This is a genomic window from Enterococcus raffinosus, from assembly GCF_018917525.1.
GTDB lineage: Bacteria > Bacillota > Bacilli > Lactobacillales > Enterococcaceae > Enterococcus_A > Enterococcus_A raffinosus_A.
The window spans coordinates 27,225-43,264 of record NZ_JAHLOS010000009.1 but is presented as its reverse complement, the minus strand read 5'-3'; the positions used below and the strand labels follow the sequence as shown (position 1 = coordinate 43,264).

Sequence of the window (16,040 nt, the reverse complement as noted above, 5' to 3'; positions counted from 1 at the left end):
GAAAGCAATGAGTATTTTTAAAGAAAACTTTTTATGGGGCGGCGCAGTTGCCGCCCATCAGTTAGAAGGCGGCTGGCAATCTGGCGGTAAAGGCGTCAGCGTTGCCGATGTGATGACTGTGGGCGCCCATGGTGTACCACGTCGGATCACCGACGGCGTGTTAGTCGGAGAAAATTATCCGAACCACGAAGCCATTGATTTTTATGGACGTTATAAAGAAGATGTGAAATTATTTGCGGAGCTTGGATTGAAATGCTTCCGTACATCGATCGCCTGGACACGTATCTTTCCAAATGGGGATGAGCTGGAACCTAATGAAGCGGGCCTGCAATTTTATGATGACTTGTTTGATGAATGCTTGAAATATAATATCGAACCTGTGATTACACTATCGCATTTTGAAATGCCGTATCATCTGGTCACCGAATATGGCGGCTGGAAGAATCGTAAAATGATTGATTTCTTCGCTCGCTTTGCCGAAGTATGTTTTGAACGTTACAAAGACAAAGTGAAATACTGGATGACCTTTAATGAGATCAACAACCAAACGAACTATCAAGAAGACTTTGCTCCATTCACCAACTCTGGTCTGAAATTTGAAGCGGGTGAAGATCGTGAAAAAATTATGTATCAAGCGGCTCATTATGAGTTGGTCGCTAGTGCCAAAGCGATTGAAATTGGTCATAAAATCAATCCTGATTTTGAGATTGGCTGTATGATCGCGATGGTTCCGATCTATCCTTATTCCTGCAGTCCTTCTGATATGATGGCAGCTACCGTGGCGATGCAGCGTCGTTACTGGTTCACGGATGTCCATTGTAAAGGACGTTACCCAAGCTATATGAAGGCGTATTTTGATCGTAAGCAGTTCGATTTGGATATGACACCTGAAGACGAAGTGCAATTAACGAAGGGGACAGTTGACTACATTGGTTTCAGCTATTACATGTCCTTTGCGGTTAAGGATCATGATAAGGGACCCGCATTTGATTATGATGAAGCAAACGATTTAGTGGAAAACCCCTATGTGAAGGCCTCTGATTGGGGCTGGCAGATCGATCCGACTGGTTTGCGCTATGCCATGAACTGGTTCAATGATCGCTATGAGCTGCCATTGTTTATCGTAGAAAATGGCTTCGGTGCCATTGATGAAATTGCCGACGACGGCGGGATTCATGATGAGTATCGCATTGATTATTTACGTGAACACATTGAAGCGATGCAAGAAGCAGTCATTTATGACGGTATTGATTTGATGGGCTACACACCTTGGGGCTTCATCGATCTCGTTTCAGCCGGAACAGGCGAAATGAAAAAACGCTACGGCTTCATTTATGTTGATAAAGATAATGACGGTGCAGGCACATTGAATCGCAGCAAGAAGGATTCCTTCTACTGGTTCCAAAAAGTGATCGCAAGTAATGGAGATAAGCTATAGGGGGCTAAACAAAATGAGTGAAAAAACAATTATGTTAGTTTGTAACGCTGGGATGAGTACCAGCATGTTGGTGACAAAAATGCAAAAGGCCGCGGAAACGCAAGGTCTTGATGTGGATATTTTTGCAATCGCAGCGGCGGATGCTACGAATAAATTAGAGCAACGAAAGATCGATACCGTTCTATTAGGACCACAAGTTCGTTTTATGCAAAAACAATTCGAAGAAAAATTAGCGCCATTAGGTATCCCAGTAGATGTCATCAATATGACAGATTATGGCATGATGAATGGTGAAAAAGTGCTAGGTCAAGCCGTTTCAATGATCAATAGCTAAGTTATAGGAAAAAATGGAGGATGGGTTACATGCAGGAAGAAAATTTAGAAGCAGTAATGGGCTTGATCATCCATGGCGGAAATGCCAAAAGCAATGCCATGGAAGCTATTCAAGAAGCAAAAGGCGGCGACTTTCAGTTGGCCGATGAAAAAATCAAACAGGCCGAAGAGTCTTTGGTCGAAGCACACCATTCGCAAACAGGACTTCTAACTAAAGAAGCGCAAGGTGAGCAGCTTAGCTTAAATCTACTGACTGTTCACAGTCAAGATCACTTAATGACTTCCATCGCTTTTACCGATTTGGCGAAAGAGATCATTGATGTTTATCGTAAAATGAGTGCATAAGAAATCCCCGTCCATGATTCTCCTTAAATCGTGGATGGGGATTTTTTTGTTCTTTTTGCGTGTCACTTATGTGAGGAAGAACAAAAATAAGCTGTCGGTTTTTCTATCCTATATACTTAATACTTACATCTGCCGAATAAAGCCAATCTTCTCCTGAATGGAAGAAATTTCCTCTTCGATTACATCAAGATACGCAGCAATCTCTTGCTTTTCCTCTTCTGAGCAAATGTCCTTCGTATTGATTTTTTCAAAGTGTTCTTGCATTGTTTTTAAATTAATCAGACTGCCTGTAACATGCATTTTTTTGTTGATATTTTCAATAGTGTTCAAAATCCTACGCCCTTCCCTGAGTAGCATCCTGCGTGAATCGTGATTTATGGTTTGATATAAGCATAGCCCTTTGCTTGTAATTCAATCAAATCTAAAACGCCAGCAGGAACAACAACGACATTTTCCGGTAATTGTTCTTTCTCGATCTTGTTTGCGCGCATGGCATTATTGCAGGCGTGAAAAGTTACACCCTTTGTGGCAATAAACGCTTGATTTTCAGAAGCCAGATACCCGTTAATCGCATTACCGTTAATTAAAACAATAATAGCTATTTTTTTAGGTTCTTTCAACAAGTTTTTAACATTATTAGCAGTTTCAGTCCATTTTTCTAGTTCATCTATATGGAAAACAACCTTCATTATTACACCTTATTTCTTAATGATCATATTTATTGCTTGTTCTAGCTTTTGTGCCTGATCTTCTGGATTTTTATCAGGATGTTCAAAACAATTTTTCAGATTTTCGGCCACAATCATGCCCATCACACGATCAATACTAGAACGTACGGCGCTTAACTGAGTGATAATGTCGATACATTCTTTTTCCTCATCAATCATTTTTTGTACACCGCGAATTTGTCCTTCAGTCCGTTTTAAACGATTGAGAATCTTTTTTTCTTCCAATTCCATTTATTTACACTTCCTTCTATAAATCTGCTTGTCAATAATATACCTAGCTAGGGTATAATTCGTCAAGCGGATTGTATTTTAAAGTATTTTCAGATAAACAGAATGGTTGACAGAATTCATTTTTCTATGGTAAAAATACCCTATGAGGTATATTTAGAAGATGAAGGAGAAGGATAAATGTTTAGTCTATTTCAAAGAAATCCAGCTATTTCAACAAGTGAATTGGCGGAAAAATTAAAGGATTCAATCACTTTGCTAGATGTTCGAACACCAGAGGAATACCGTGGTGGGCATATTGCTAAAGCAGTGAATGTTCCATTGAATACGGTCAATCGCTACCAAGGAAAAGAAAAGGAAGTCTATGTGATCTGTCAATCAGGGATGCGGAGTAAGCAAGCTGCGAAGCTATTAAAACAAAAGGGCTATGAAGCGATAAATGTTCAAGGCGGGATGAATCGCTGGCAAGGTCCAACTAGAGGGGGAAAATAAGATGAAAATTATTATTGTCGGTGGGGTCGCAGGTGGGATGTCCGCGGCTACACGATTGCGTCGTTTGATGGAAGACGCAGAGATCATTGTTTTAGAAAAGGGACCGTTTGTTTCTTTTGCCAACTGCGGATTGCCTTATTATGTTTCAGGCGAGATTGCCGAGCGGGATGCGCTGCTGGTCCAAACGCCGGAATCGTTAAACGCGCGTTTTAATTTGGATGTGCGCCCTTTTCATGAAGTGACTGCTATCTCTTCCGAAAACAAAACTGTGACCATCAAAAATGAAGAAGGAAGCTTTGAAGAAAGCTATGACAAATTAATTTTATCGCCAGGGGCAAAGCCATTGATTCCCGAAATGTCTGGATTAGCTGAGGCGACCAATGTTTACAGCTTACGCAATGTGCCTGATTTGGATCAGATTATGGCAGCTTTAGAACACAAGCCGGTAAAAGCTACAGTGATCGGTGCCGGATTTATTGGTTTAGAAATGGCCGAGAACTTAAAATCCCGCGGGTTAGAGGTCACTGTAATCGAAAAAGCCCCTCATGTCCTGCCGCCGTTAGACGAGGAAATGGCCGCTTTTGTTCAAAATGAATTGGTGCGAAACGATATCCGAGTGATAACAGGTGAATCTGCACAAAGCTTCAGTGAGCAGGGTAAGAAAATCACCTTGACCAATGGTGAGGAAATCGCTTCTGATCTAACGATTCTTTCTGTGGGAGTTCGACCAGAAAATACCCTAGCCCAGCAAGCTGGATTAGCGACCGGCTTAGGCGGCGGAATCGTAGTAGATGATACTTATCAAACTAGCACTCCTGATATCTATGCTGTTGGTGATGCAATCGTCGTGAAGCAGCAGGTCAGCGGTAAAGATGCTTTGATCTCATTAGCCTCTCCAGCAAATCGTCAAGGTCGACAGGTAGCCGATGTCATTGCCGGATTGAAGCGTACAAATCGTGGAAGCATTGGTACTGCGATCGTTCGCGTATTTGAACTTGCAGCCGCATCGACTGGTCTGAGTGAACGTGTGGTTAAACAATTAAGTCTGGATTATCAGGTTGTCCACGTTTCTGGCAAGGACCATGCGGGGTATTATCCTGGAGCAAGTGATATCACCTTGAAATTAGTTTTTGAACCTAAAACGGGAAAAATCTATGGTGCTCAAGGTGTTGGTGAAAAAGGTGTTGATAAACGCATAGATATCTTAGCAACAGCCATCAAAGGTGGACTGACGATTTTTGATTTGCCTGAATTGGAATTTACCTACGCACCGCCATTTGGTTCGGCAAAGGATCCGGTTAATATGCTAGGCTATGCGGCGATCAATTTGGCAGAAGGAATCAGTGATTCGATTCAATGGTATCAATTGAAGGAAGAACAGAAAAACGGCAGTCAATTATTAGATGTTCGTAATCCCGGTGAATTAGCAAACGGTCGTTTCCCAGAAGCAATCAATCTTCCGTTGAATCAATTACGAGAAAGAATCTCGGGTCTTGATCCAACGAAAAACTATATCGTCAGCTGCCATAGCGGATTAAGAAGCTACGTGGCGGAACGGCTTTTGAAACAAAAAGGATTTAAAGTAAAGAATTTAGATGGTGCGTTTGCGCTGTATAAAACAGTCAGACCGGAGGAATTAATTTATGAGTAGTTCGATTGGAATGGCGGATTTTTACCGTTTGTCAGAGGAAAAGAATTTGCCGATCATTGATGTTCGCGAAGCCTATGAATATCAAACCGGCCATGTGCCTCATGCAAAAAATCTTCCATTAAGCAGCTTAGGTGCTAGCACAAGTGAACTTGATAAGGAAACCGAGTACTATTTGATTTGCCAATCAGGGGCACGATCAGATAATGCCTGTGGCTTTTTAAGTAATCAAGGGTATAAGGTTATTAATGTTTTAGGCGGGACAGCTGCTTGGCCTGGAGAATTGCAACGGTAATTTTCATTTGGTTTTAAAATGATAATGAAGAGAAACACCAGTTTAACTGATAAACTGGTGTTTTTTTGTTGAAATCTAAATTTATTTATTTTTATATATTGACAAAGTGAAAACAAATGATAATATAAAGGTGTAAATAAAAACAAAAAGGAGCAAACAGATGATCAAGTTAGAGAAGTTAGCGAATATGGTGGATCACACATTGTTAAAGGCCGATGCAACCAAGGAGGGGTTCCAACAACTTTGTAAAGAAGCAGATGAATACGGATTCAAGATGGTAGCAATTAACTCTTACCCAGTAGCGATGTGTCGGGAATTCTTGAAGGATAGCAAGGTTCATGTAGGAGCGGCGATTGGCTTTCCATTAGGGCAAACGACGATTGAAACAAAGGTTTTTGAGGTTCAGGACGCAATTAAAAATGGGGCGGATGAGATCGATTATGTGATCAATATCGGCAAACTTAAGGATGGCGACAACGAGTACATTCGTGAAGAAATGAAAGCAATTGTGAACGCCTCTCGCGAAGGTGGCATTCTTAGTAAAGTTATTTTGGAAAATTGCTATTTAACCGATGCGGAAAAAGTAACAGTTTGTGAGATTGCTAAGGAAGTGAAACCGGATTTTGTTAAAACATCAACGGGTTTTGGTACAGGCGGTGCTACCGTAGAAGATGTCGCGTTAATGAAAAAAGTAGTTGGTGACGAGGTAAAAGTGAAAGCAGCTGGCGGCATTCGGGATTTGGAAACGGCTTTGAAGATGGTTGAAGCAGGTGCAGAACGTTTGGGAACAAGCTCAGGAATTAAGATTGTCGAAGAATACAAGAATCTAAAAACAGAGGAGTAGAGAAATGACAGAAATCCGCGATGTGTTGAAAACGGCCTTTATAAATTTTGATTTATCAGCGACGGAGAAAAAAGCAGCGATCAGTGAACTGGCGGGCACCTTTGTAGCAGAAGGTGTTGTTACAAATGAGAGCGTTTACCTAGAAGCTGTCATGAAACGCGAAGCAGAGAGTACAACTGGGATCGGTTTTGGTGTCGCTATCCCACACGGAAAGAGTTCAGCCGTTACTGAACCTTCATTGGCATTTGGCCGCAGTCAAGCTGGTATCCAATACGATTCAATGGATGGCAAACCGGTTCATTTGATGTTCTTGATCGCTGTACCAGAGACCTCGAATGATGAACACCTAAGAATTCTTAGTAAGCTTTCCCGAAAATTAATGCATGAGGATGTCCGTCAAAAATTAATGAGTGTTGATAACGTAGAAGAAATTTATCAGATTTTTGAATAGGAAAGGGTGGAAAAAATGAAAATTGTTGGTATCACATCGTGTTCGACCGGGATCGCACATACTTATATGGCGGCGGAAAGCCTAGAGATCGCAGCGAAGAAACGTAACATTGAAATCAAAGTAGAAACCCAAGGATCAATTGGCGCGGAGAATGTGTTGACTGAGCAAGAAATCGCTGACGCAGATGCGGTTATTATTGCTGCTAGTACCTCAGTGAATAAGGATCGGTTTAATGGTAAACGGTTGTTGGAAGTAGATGTGACAGAAGCGATCGATCATCCGGATGATTTATTCGATCGTGTTCCGAATGCTGCAATCTATACTACTTCTGGCGAGGTCAAAACGGAGGCAAAAGCAGAAAAAAGTGGGATCTATAGCCATTTGATGACTGGTGTGTCTTACATGATTCCATTTGTTGTAGCAGGCGGGATCTGTATCGCATTAGCCTTTGCCTTTGGCGGGATCAACGCAAAAGGGGATCTGGCTGCAGCGATCAACGAACTGGGCGGGATCGCTATGGGCTTAATGTGGCCGATCTTAGGTGGTTATGTAGCCTTTTCTATCGCTGATCGACCAGGATTGGTGCCCGGGATGGTTGCTGGGATGATCGCTTCGAACATGAATGCAGGATTTTTAGGGGCATTGTTAGGCGGCTTCTTGGCTGGATATACAGTACAAACATTGAAGAAAGTGTTGAAATTGCCACCAGCTTTTTCTGGACTATTACCGGTTCTGATTCTTCCCGTGATCTCCGTATTATTTGTTGGACTTATTATGAAATTTGTCGTAGGGATTCCAATTACTGCATTGAATGAAGGAATTACTAATTGGCTGAACAGCTTGTCAGGAATGAATTCGGTGTTATTGGGATTACTACTTGGCGGTATGATGGCGATCGATTTGGCCGGTCCAATCGGAAAAGCCGCCTATTTCTTCGGAGTAGCCTCATTAACCAACTTGGCTGTCGGAGAAACGAGTACAGTTATGGCCGCAGTCATGATTTCTGGAATGGTGCCACCGTTAGCGATGGCTCTTTCATCAACTATTTTAGGAAAAGGTTTATATAGTAAGGAAGAACGTGAAGCTGGGAAATCTGCTTGGGTCTTAGGTCTATCCTTTATCTCTGAGGGAGCAATTCCATTTGCGGCGGCTGATCCGATACGGGTATTAGTCTCAGTAACTGTCGGCTCAGCAATCACAGGGGCTTTATCGATGATCTTCAACTGCGGGATTGCGGTTCCTCATGGCGGCTTCTTCGTCTTCTTGATTCCAGGAGCAGTCGAGAATGTTTTGCTATACGTTTTAGCACTAGCGATCGGAACTGCGATCAGTGGATTTTTAGTTACAGCAGTAAAAGTAATGGCGCAGAAAAAACAAGCGGCTAAGGAGTAATGATTGGCATGTCAGAATTGATTAAGGTTTGTTTGATAGGAACAGGCAGAGCCGGAATGATCCATGGGAAAAATTTCGCTCGCAGAATCGAAAATGCAAAATTGGTTGCTTTATGTGATCCGTCAAAGGAAAGTCTAGCAGCGGCACAAAAGGAAGTAGATTGTCCCTATATTTATGAGGATTATCGTGAAGTAATGGCTAATCCTGAGATTGACGCCGTCGTGATCGTGACGCCAACGGTCTATCATAAGGAGATTGCGTTAGCAGCAGCAGCGGCAAGAAAACATATTTTTTGTGAGAAGCCGTTAGCAATGGATGAAGCAGAATGTCTGGAAATGATCCAGGCGGCAGCAGAAAATCAGGTGAAGCTGCAGGTTGGCTTCATGCGCCGCTTTGATGCGAGTTTTCAAGAAGCGAAAAAGGTCGTGGATTCTGGTGCGATCGGTGAGGTTGTCTTGGTAAAATCATTGACCCACGGTCCTAGTGAACCTAAACCTTGGATGTTTGATATTCATAAAAGCAATGGTCCAATCGGTGAGGTCAACAGCCATGATCTAGATACCCTGCGCTGGTTAACCGGCAGTGAAGTGAGCAGTATCTATGCTAATGGCGGGAATTATCGTTCACCGGAAGTACGTGCAGAGTATCCTGATTACTACGATACGGTTGCCATGAATTTAAAATTTGTGGATGGCAAGCTGGGACTGATCGATGGTGCGCAATATGTTCAATATGGCTATGACGCACGGACGGAAATTCTTGGCACTAAAGGCAGCATTTTAGTGGGTGATCAAGGAAAGCACAACATCGTGGTGGCAACGAATGATCACCAGTTGACCCGACCAACGATGCACAGCTGGATGTATTTATTTAGAGAAGCTTACGTAGCGGAGGATCAGGCGTTCATTGATTGTATTTTAAAGGATACGGAACCTCAGTGTACGGGAAAAGACGGTTTGATGGCGGTTCGCTTAGTCAATGCGGGCTTGACCTCACTGCTGGAAAATAGAATTGTTGAGGTGGAAGTATAAATGAAAGCAATCCAATTATTAGGAAAAGAACAGATTCAATTAAATGAGTTACCTAAACCTGAGATATCGGAAAAAGAAGTTTTGATAAAGGTCAAAGCCGCGTCTATCTGTGGGACGGACGTGCGAATGTATAAAAACGGCTACCCGACTGCAAGTGAAGAGACCCCATTAACACTGGGACATGAGATTTCAGGTGATATTGTCGAAGTAGGAGCGGCAGTTGATTTCTATCAAGTCGGTATGCGAGTAGCGATCGCACCAAATATGGGCTGCGGTATCTGTGACCAATGTGTCAGCGGCAATACGCATTTATGTGCGACCTATGAAGCGTTTGGCATTAATTTACCCGGCGGCTTTGCTGAATATCTGGTCATTCCGGAAAAAGCGGTACGCCAAGGAAATATCTCACTGATTCCAGATGAACTGTCTTATGAAGAAGCAGCTTTGATCGAGCCCTTCAGCTGTGTCTTCAATGGACAAGAAATTGCTGGAAACAAGCCAGGAGATAATGTCTTGATTATCGGATCAGGTCCGATCGGGATCATGCATGCGATGCTGGCACGAGCGCGTGGTGCCGGAAAGGTCATGATGAACGACTTGTCTGAGGCCCGACTAGCTGATGCGAAAAAGATGATTCCAGATCTAATTACATTGACATCTGATCAGTTACAGGACAAAATTTTTGCAGAAACAAACAACCAAGGTGTCGATCTTTGTATTATCGCGGCACCAGCTCCACAGGCGCAAGAAGCCAGCTTCAATTATATGGCGATAAACGGGCGTTGTCTTTTCTTCGGCGGGTTGCCGAAGGAAAAAGAAGAGGTGCGTTTAAATACCAACATCCTTCATTATAAACAATTACGTGTATTCGGTTGTACGCGAGCGAGTTTAATGGGGTATCGAACATCGGCACAATTGGTTGCTAGCGGTAGGATTCCATTGCAGGACTTGATCACGAAGCGCTATTCGATCGATCAATTTGATGAAGCGTTAGAGAATGCCAAGAATGCAATTGGCTTGAAAAATGTGATTGTCTTCAACTAATCATTTTAGTTTGATTGCTTACATTTTCAGTTTCTTTTATAATGAAACAAAACACAAAAAGGTGATAAAAAATGGACGATCAATTGTATGCAGAAGAAAGAAAACAATCAATCGTAAATATCGTGAATGAGAAAAATCGGATGCAGGTGGCTGAATTAGCCGATTTATTCAAGGTAACGGGTTCAACGATCCGCAACGATTTGCGAGAGCTGGAGAATGAAGGCTTAGTGACGCGAACACATGGCGGGGTAATCAAGCGTGATTTTCAACGCAGTGTTGAAATTATTCCCAAAAGCCGCGAATTCACCAATGAAAAATACCGAATCGCCGAACGAGCGGTGCGACTGATTGAAGAAAATGATATTTTAGCGATTGATACAGGGACTTCTTGCAGGGCTTTTGCTGAAAAATTGATCAACAGTCCCTTGAAGCGTTTGACGATCTTGACCTATGATTTGGAGATTGGCTTGCTGCTAAGCGAAAAAACCAATTACCAAGTGCAGGTCATTGGCGGCGCGATCCGAAATGGCTATCCATACGTATCAGGAAGCTCCGTGGCACTTGGTTTGGCTGGCTTTTCAGTCGATAAGGTCATCTTAGGAACGACCTCCTTTGATAAAAGCTATGGGTATTCGACACCAAATTACGAAACAGCAGAGATGAAAAAAAGCTTGATGAATATTGGACGGATTAAGCTTGTTCTTTGTGAATCTAGTAAAATTAATCAACGCAGCTTTAAGCAGTTTGCTAAGCCTGATGAATGTGACTATTTGATAACAGACTCGCAGATTACCAGTGACCAGCAAACCGATATCAATACGCTAAATATCAATTTATTGATGGTATAGAAGAAAGCCTGTTTAATTTCCAACTAAGGAAGTTAAACAGGCTTTTCATTACGCAAATAACGAACCGATAAAATAAAGAACGGGATAGAGTACCATAATCGCCGACATTGCTTTTAAGACGATTGGAAAAGTTGTCTTTTTGTCTTGCAGTGCGCGGTATTTTTTTAAGCTCTGCCAATTCTTAGGAAAAAGGAAGAGAAGAAATAGAACGGTCCAAGGCGCTAAACCAGCAACGACTAAAACCAATAGCCAGATGAAGCTAAAGGCATAGACATTCAATAGGAGCTTCACGGCGACTGGCTTGCCTAAATAATAAACTAGCGTTTTCCGGTGATTTTCAATGTCTTCTTCTAAATCACACGTGTTGTTGGCCAATAAATTATTGAACATCATCAATACCAGCGGCAGACTGATCAAGAAAACTTTGCCAATCATCGCAAGCGTAATGACCTGCGTTTGATAAACCGCTAAATAATAGCTCACGACAGTAATAAAGAAGCCGCTTGCCGTACCAGTTAATGCCTCAGCGATTGGCAGGCTGTTTAAAGGCCGTCGACCATAGGAATAAAACAACCCAATATAGAAACCAATCACCCCTAAAATTCCGATCACCCAGTTCGTTCGCCAAACCAATACTAATCCTAATAAGAAGGAAATAATCAGATTAAATAGATAAAAATTTCGCACAAAACGCAGATCCAAATGATCGCGTCCAATAATATTGGTGTGCTGCTTGTAGTTTTCATCAGAAGCATTTCGATAATCCATGTAGTGATTAAAAACATTGACGGTAATGTGGAACATCACGATGATCAAAACGAATAGAAAAAATTCTGGATTGAGTGAGCTGTTAAGCTGAAATTTCGCAATCGCATATCCCAGTAAGATAATAAAAAGATTTAATGGAGCAGTGTAAATTTCCGACAGCTCCCAAAATTGCTTAAAGGTTAGTTGTTTCAAGATGATTCTCCTTTTTTCGTAGTTAGACAGTTAGTAAAATCAGTACATTCTCAAAAATAGCGAGGTTTGAGAATTTTGTCCAATAGTTTGTTTAAGCCAAGGGAAAGGTTTTCAATAAAAGTCGTTGTTTTTTTTCATTAATGTTCGTGTTTTAATCTATTTATATATTATTGTTTACTTATTATCTGCTTTATTATATGATTATCCTCGTTGTTTGGAAAAACAAGCTATTATTTTACGAACATTTTTAGAATATAGGAGGAGTATCATGAAAGGAAAAATAAATGCCTATTTTGAACTTGAAAAATTGAATACTACAGTCAAAAGAGAAATTTTGGCGGGCTTTACCACCTTTATTTCGATGGCATATATTCTCTTTGTTAACCCAAGCGTATTGGGTGCATCAGGGATGGACGAGGGCGCAGTCTTTACCGCCACAGCCTTAGCTAGTGCATTAGGGTGTATCTTGATGGGGGTTCTAGCTCGCTATCCGATTGCAACGGCTCCGGCGTTAGGGATCAACGCTTTTTTCGCTTATTCTGTCTGCATTGGAATGGGGATTCGTTGGGAAACAGCGTTAGCTGGCGTTTTCGTGGCGTCATTGATTTTTATTTTGGTCACGATTTTTAAATTACGGGAAATGATCATTGATGCGATTCCAGCTGATTTGAAATATGCGATTTCTGGCGGAATTGGTTTATTCATCGCCTTTTTAGGGTTGAGCGAAGGCGGCATCATCGTGGCGAACAAGTCCACCTTGGTTGGACTAGGCTCAATGAGTGTTGGCACCACTTGGTTAACGGTCTTTGGTTTAATCGTGACTGCAATTCTAATGGTACGCCGAGTACCTGGAGGAATCTTTATCGGGATGATGGCAACAACATTATTAGGTTTAGTCACAGGCTTGATTCAAGCACCAACACAGATTATTTCGGCAGCACCTAGTTTGAAGCCGACCTTCCTAGTTGCTTTAAAGCATGTAAAAGATATCAACACGCTTCAGCTTTGGGTGGTCGTATTGACCTTCTTATTAGTAACCTTCTTTGATACAGCCGGCACCTTAGTTGGATTAGCCAATCAGGCGGGCTTTATGAAAGACAATAAAATGCCGCGCGTCGGAAAGGCTCTGGCATCAGATTCTACAGCAATGCTAGCTGGATCACTGCTAGGAACCTCACCAGTAGGGGCTTATGTCGAGTCCTCAGCCGGGATTGCGGTTGGTGGACGTTCTGGATTAACCGCGATTACGACAGGTGCTTTCTTTATCTTTGGTTTATTTTTCTCACCATTGTTGTCAGTTGTGACCTCACAAGTTACCGCACCGGCATTAATCGTTGTGGGTGTTTTAATGGCTCAATCATTACGTGAAATTAAATGGGATCAATTAGAGATCGCGATTCCTTCATTTTTGATTCTGATTGGGATGCCGTTAACCTATAGTATTTCTGATGGCATTGCCTTAGGCTTCATTTTCTATCCAATCACCATGATTGCTGCTAAACGTGGAAAAGAAGTTTCTCCGATCATGTATGGACTGTTTTTTGTCTTCATCGGCTTTATGTGGATTCTAAATGTAAAATAAAATTTAGCTAAATCGTCAATTTTATTTACATTTTTTGATGAACTGAAAATTCCGTTTTTAATCACTTTATTTTGATATTGGACTTAAATGGTATTTATTTTTAAGGTATTAGTCTCTAATTGAGTCATATTGGATATTGAATAGGTAGTAATAGTGTTTTTTTAGTTATGACTTTCATCATTAAAACTGCCAACATATGTTTTTGTTATTTACAAATTAAAAATTGACCTAAAATTAACAGTATAATATAATCTATCTATATAAATGTTTTTCTATTTTAAGGCATTAAATGATATTTCGGGTTAATTTTCGAATTTTATTAATGTATGCCTTCAGCGATGCTGGATAGGGCTGTTAATTTAGAAAAGGTGTTCGCTGGGAAAGAGCAATTTTAAAGGAGATGAAGGTATGCAATTATTACTTTTAACAAAGGTTCCGCTATATGAGGAAAACTTTGAGCGACAATTGAAACAGTTAGGGAACGAAGTCTATTGTTCCAGCAATATGTTAGCAATGCTAAAAAGAAACTCGTTTGATAAAGCTTTTCTTACTCAATTCGAAGGAATCATTTTTAGTGAGACCTTATATGATATAGAGGCTTATGAGATAATCAAACAGTTGCCGCAAGGAAATACTAAACTTTTCCGTCGAGCAACAGAAAGTAATTACGAAACAGAAAGTTCTTCTCCTTTTGATGCGTGGATTCCATTGAACTCGGATTTGGATCGCTTGAGAGAGATTTTATTGCTGGCGGAACTATCAAGCTTAGCAAGTAAAGATGCTGCACATGTCCAACAGGTCACAGTCAAACAAAAACTGTCCGATTTGAATTTGAAGTTGAAACAAAAAGAAATTGTCTACTATTTAATTCAGGCGGGAGAACGTACCGTTCCTCGTGAAGAAATCAGTCGACAAATTTGGGAGAAAGACCCAACGAAATCTGTTTTAGCGAGTCTTTCGAAGGTCGTTTCAAAGGTCAATGAGAAATTAGGAAATGAGTTTGGCGAAGAAGCAATTCAGACTGTTTGGGGTCAGGGCTATCGTCTGAACAAAAAATTCTTCGACTATTTGGAGAATGATTTTGTACAAGAGTCAAGAACATTGGTCCGCTAAATCGGTCTATGTAAATAAATACTGGCTGTAAAAAATAGGTTTCATTCTAACAGTCAAAGAAAATTTTTGTATCTGTTTATCAAATAAGAATTAGAGTATAAGAAGAAAGTGCTTTTCGTTTCGAGTGGTTGAAACGGAAAGCACTTTTTTATTTACGTGGTCTAGTCGGTCGAAATAAAGAATAGCGAAAGTAATGCTTTATATTAATACATTGAAAAATTGTCAAAATATTACAAAAAAATCAGCCAGAATAAAGTGAAATGACTTTTTTAGAATTTACTTATAATGGAAAGGAAGAGGAATACTAACGGATGTAACAACTAAAGAATCATTACTATAAAGGAATTGGAGAATTGTAGATCATACAAAGACGATGATTCAAGGCTTTTTTTCTTAAATATGGTTGATTATTTGTTTCTTATATTAGAATGCATTTTCTAGTTTAGAATGACTGTTAAAAAAGCCAGAAGGGATTTATTGGGTAAAATAACTAAAAATGAAAGGGGCTTCATAGGTCGCATATTGATAAATATTTACATTTTATGAATAAAAATTTGTTTATGTTATATTTTTTAGGTGGGAGAGGATATTATTTTCTTTCCAAAAATATACTGAAAATTAGTATACTAAATTTTTACTTTTAGATGAAAAATTTAGTTTTTGGTTCGGCATAAATACGAATGTAGTTCGAACATTAGAGGAATTAACTACGTCATTATTTTAAAGTAATGATTATTATGTAGCTATTTCTATTGGGTTTTCAGAAATTATCGTGAAGAATTTGAAACATTTTTGCTAAATGTGTAATTGGTTAAAAATTTCGATGAGCAAAAATGATTTTAAAAAAAAGGTTTCTCAAAAAGTTAATATACTGTTGATTTATTATAAAAAATATTTTATAATTTTTTAAAAATAGATGTATAATAAAACATAAAAATTATTTATTTAAAATAAAAATAATTTTTATTCTTTTTGAATTAGAATACACTTGATAGCTTTCGCGAATTATATAACTAAGGTTGTTGCAGATGGTCTTTTGCCGGATTGTTTAAGCCTCCAAAAGGTTAGTAAATTCAAAATGATAACAATTAAGCGACCAAACTAAATTCTAGAGAAAATATAGGATACATCTGTTTATTTCCATAAGAACATATCATAGTGGCAATAAGGAGGAGATTTTGGAGAAATAGCGCGAAAATCAATAGATAGTAAATAGAAGATAAGCTTCTGGTGGTTTTGTTACTGGGTAATGGTTATTCGGATAGACA

At 40.1% G+C, this 16,040-nt stretch carries 18 protein-coding genes; 14 read left to right on the top strand and 4 right to left on the bottom strand.

Translation table 11 applies throughout. The annotated features are described in order from the left end of the window. The first annotated feature begins 7 nt into the window (after positions 1 to 7). Genes KQI58_RS08080 through KQI58_RS08070 form a run of 3 tightly spaced genes read left to right on the top strand, consistent with a single transcriptional unit; the run spans position 8 to position 2,116 of the window. Positions 8 to 1,438 carry a 6-phospho-beta-glucosidase gene (locus KQI58_RS08080; protein WP_216408071.1) on the top strand — a complete coding sequence of 477 codons (1,431 nt, stop codon included), beginning with the start codon at positions 8 to 10 and terminating at the stop codon, positions 1,436 to 1,438. Positions 1,439 to 1,451: 13 nt separating this feature from the next. Next, positions 1,452 to 1,772 carry a PTS sugar transporter subunit IIB gene (locus KQI58_RS08075; RefSeq protein WP_216408069.1) on the top strand — a complete coding sequence of 107 codons (321 nt, stop codon included), beginning with the start codon at positions 1,452 to 1,454 and terminating at the stop codon, positions 1,770 to 1,772. A 29-nt stretch (positions 1,773 to 1,801) separates the two neighbouring features. After that, positions 1,802 to 2,116 carry a PTS lactose/cellobiose transporter subunit IIA gene (locus tag KQI58_RS08070; RefSeq protein WP_216408067.1) on the top strand — a complete coding sequence of 105 codons (315 nt, stop codon included), beginning with the start codon at positions 1,802 to 1,804 and terminating at the stop codon, positions 2,114 to 2,116. Positions 2,117 to 2,239: 123 nt separating this feature from the next. Here KQI58_RS08070 and KQI58_RS08065 read toward each other — a convergent pair whose 3' ends face one another. The 3 genes from KQI58_RS08065 to KQI58_RS08055 are packed head-to-tail and all read right to left on the bottom strand — an operon-like array spanning position 2,240 to position 3,075. Beyond that, entirely contained in the window at positions 2,240 to 2,446 is a 207-nt protein-coding gene (locus tag KQI58_RS08065; RefSeq protein ID WP_253295840.1) for a hypothetical protein, read from the bottom strand. 44 nt (positions 2,447 to 2,490) lie between these two features. Then, positions 2,491 to 2,805 (bottom strand): DsrE family protein, encoded by a 315-nt coding sequence (locus tag KQI58_RS08060; RefSeq protein WP_216408065.1) that lies wholly within the window; start codon positions 2,803 to 2,805, stop codon positions 2,491 to 2,493. A gap of 9 nt (positions 2,806 to 2,814) precedes the next feature. Beyond that, on the bottom strand, positions 2,815 to 3,075 hold the full coding sequence (locus KQI58_RS08055; RefSeq protein ID WP_216408063.1) for a metal-sensitive transcriptional regulator: 261 nt from the start codon (positions 3,073 to 3,075) through the stop codon (positions 2,815 to 2,817). A gap of 177 nt (positions 3,076 to 3,252) precedes the next feature. Between KQI58_RS08055 and KQI58_RS08050 the strand changes: the two genes are divergently transcribed. From KQI58_RS08050 to KQI58_RS08010, 9 genes are all read left to right on the top strand, one after another. Further along, the gene (locus tag KQI58_RS08050) at positions 3,253 to 3,564 is read left to right on the top strand and encodes a rhodanese-like domain-containing protein (RefSeq protein ID WP_216408061.1); all 312 of its coding nucleotides are present in this window, start codon (positions 3,253 to 3,255) and stop codon (positions 3,562 to 3,564) included. 1 nt (position 3,565) lies between these two features. Beyond that, entirely contained in the window at positions 3,566 to 5,215 is a 1,650-nt protein-coding gene (locus KQI58_RS08045; protein ID WP_216408060.1) for an FAD-dependent oxidoreductase, read from the top strand. Continuing rightward, entirely contained in the window at positions 5,208 to 5,507 is a 300-nt protein-coding gene (locus KQI58_RS08040) for a rhodanese-like domain-containing protein (protein WP_216408059.1), read from the top strand. The genes KQI58_RS08045 and KQI58_RS08040 overlap by 8 nt, the downstream gene beginning before the upstream one ends. A gap of 160 nt (positions 5,508 to 5,667) precedes the next feature. Continuing rightward, on the top strand, positions 5,668 to 6,351 hold the full coding sequence (gene deoC / locus KQI58_RS08035; RefSeq protein ID WP_216408058.1) for a deoxyribose-phosphate aldolase: 684 nt from the start codon (positions 5,668 to 5,670) through the stop codon (positions 6,349 to 6,351). Between the two features lie 4 nt (positions 6,352 to 6,355). Beyond that, positions 6,356 to 6,802, top strand: a complete 447-nt coding sequence (locus KQI58_RS08030; protein ID WP_216408057.1) for a PTS sugar transporter subunit IIA — start codon at positions 6,356 to 6,358, stop codon at positions 6,800 to 6,802. Between the two features lie 15 nt (positions 6,803 to 6,817). Beyond that, the gene (locus tag KQI58_RS08025) at positions 6,818 to 8,194 is read left to right on the top strand and encodes a PTS fructose transporter subunit IIC (protein WP_216408056.1); all 1,377 of its coding nucleotides are present in this window, start codon (positions 6,818 to 6,820) and stop codon (positions 8,192 to 8,194) included. Between the two features lie 8 nt (positions 8,195 to 8,202). Continuing rightward, the gene (locus KQI58_RS08020; RefSeq protein ID WP_216408054.1) at positions 8,203 to 9,225 is read left to right on the top strand and encodes a Gfo/Idh/MocA family oxidoreductase; all 1,023 of its coding nucleotides are present in this window, start codon (positions 8,203 to 8,205) and stop codon (positions 9,223 to 9,225) included. Further along, positions 9,226 to 10,269, top strand: a complete 1,044-nt coding sequence (locus KQI58_RS08015; protein ID WP_216408052.1) for an alcohol dehydrogenase catalytic domain-containing protein — start codon at positions 9,226 to 9,228, stop codon at positions 10,267 to 10,269. Between the two features lie 71 nt (positions 10,270 to 10,340). After that, the gene (locus KQI58_RS08010; RefSeq protein WP_216408050.1) at positions 10,341 to 11,117 is read left to right on the top strand and encodes a DeoR/GlpR family DNA-binding transcription regulator; all 777 of its coding nucleotides are present in this window, start codon (positions 10,341 to 10,343) and stop codon (positions 11,115 to 11,117) included. Positions 11,118 to 11,165: 48 nt separating this feature from the next. Here the strand turns inward: KQI58_RS08010 and KQI58_RS08005 are convergent, their stop codons facing one another. Further along, positions 11,166 to 12,077 (bottom strand): UbiA family prenyltransferase, encoded by a 912-nt coding sequence (locus KQI58_RS08005; protein ID WP_216408048.1) that lies wholly within the window; start codon positions 12,075 to 12,077, stop codon positions 11,166 to 11,168. Positions 12,078 to 12,345: 268 nt separating this feature from the next. Here KQI58_RS08005 and KQI58_RS08000 point away from each other — a divergent pair, with 268 nt between their 5' ends. Both KQI58_RS08000 and KQI58_RS07995 read left to right on the top strand, forming a co-directional pair. Further along, positions 12,346 to 13,659, top strand: a complete 1,314-nt coding sequence (locus KQI58_RS08000; RefSeq protein WP_216408046.1) for an NCS2 family permease — start codon at positions 12,346 to 12,348, stop codon at positions 13,657 to 13,659. Positions 13,660 to 14,067: 408 nt separating this feature from the next. After that, positions 14,068 to 14,772, top strand: a complete 705-nt coding sequence (locus KQI58_RS07995) for a helix-turn-helix domain-containing protein (RefSeq protein ID WP_216408044.1) — start codon at positions 14,068 to 14,070, stop codon at positions 14,770 to 14,772. Positions 14,773 to 16,040 lie beyond the last annotated feature (1,268 nt).

Coding starts and splice junctions, on each gene's coding strand:
- KQI58_RS08080 (WP_216408071.1), top strand. CDS start 8: ATGAGTATTTTTAAAGAAAACTTTTTATGGGGCGGCGCAGTTGCCGCC.
- KQI58_RS08075 (WP_216408069.1), top strand. CDS start 1,452: ATGAGTGAAAAAACAATTATGTTAGTTTGTAACGCTGGGATGAGTACC.
- KQI58_RS08070 (WP_216408067.1), top strand. CDS start 1,802: ATGCAGGAAGAAAATTTAGAAGCAGTAATGGGCTTGATCATCCATGGC.
- KQI58_RS08060 (WP_216408065.1), bottom strand. CDS start 2,805: ATGAAGGTTGTTTTCCATATAGATGAACTAGAAAAATGGACTGAAACT.
- KQI58_RS08055 (WP_216408063.1), bottom strand. CDS start 3,075: ATGGAATTGGAAGAAAAAAAGATTCTCAATCGTTTAAAACGGACTGAA.
- KQI58_RS08050 (WP_216408061.1), top strand. CDS start 3,253: ATGTTTAGTCTATTTCAAAGAAATCCAGCTATTTCAACAAGTGAATTG.
- KQI58_RS08045 (WP_216408060.1), top strand. CDS start 3,566: ATGAAAATTATTATTGTCGGTGGGGTCGCAGGTGGGATGTCCGCGGCT.
- KQI58_RS08040 (WP_216408059.1), top strand. CDS start 5,208: ATGAGTAGTTCGATTGGAATGGCGGATTTTTACCGTTTGTCAGAGGAA.
- deoC (WP_216408058.1), top strand. CDS start 5,668: ATGATCAAGTTAGAGAAGTTAGCGAATATGGTGGATCACACATTGTTA.
- KQI58_RS08030 (WP_216408057.1), top strand. CDS start 6,356: ATGACAGAAATCCGCGATGTGTTGAAAACGGCCTTTATAAATTTTGAT.
- KQI58_RS08025 (WP_216408056.1), top strand. CDS start 6,818: ATGAAAATTGTTGGTATCACATCGTGTTCGACCGGGATCGCACATACT.
- KQI58_RS08020 (WP_216408054.1), top strand. CDS start 8,203: ATGTCAGAATTGATTAAGGTTTGTTTGATAGGAACAGGCAGAGCCGGA.
- KQI58_RS08015 (WP_216408052.1), top strand. CDS start 9,226: ATGAAAGCAATCCAATTATTAGGAAAAGAACAGATTCAATTAAATGAG.
- KQI58_RS08010 (WP_216408050.1), top strand. CDS start 10,341: ATGGACGATCAATTGTATGCAGAAGAAAGAAAACAATCAATCGTAAAT.
- KQI58_RS08000 (WP_216408046.1), top strand. CDS start 12,346: ATGAAAGGAAAAATAAATGCCTATTTTGAACTTGAAAAATTGAATACT.
- KQI58_RS07995 (WP_216408044.1), top strand. CDS start 14,068: ATGCAATTATTACTTTTAACAAAGGTTCCGCTATATGAGGAAAACTTT.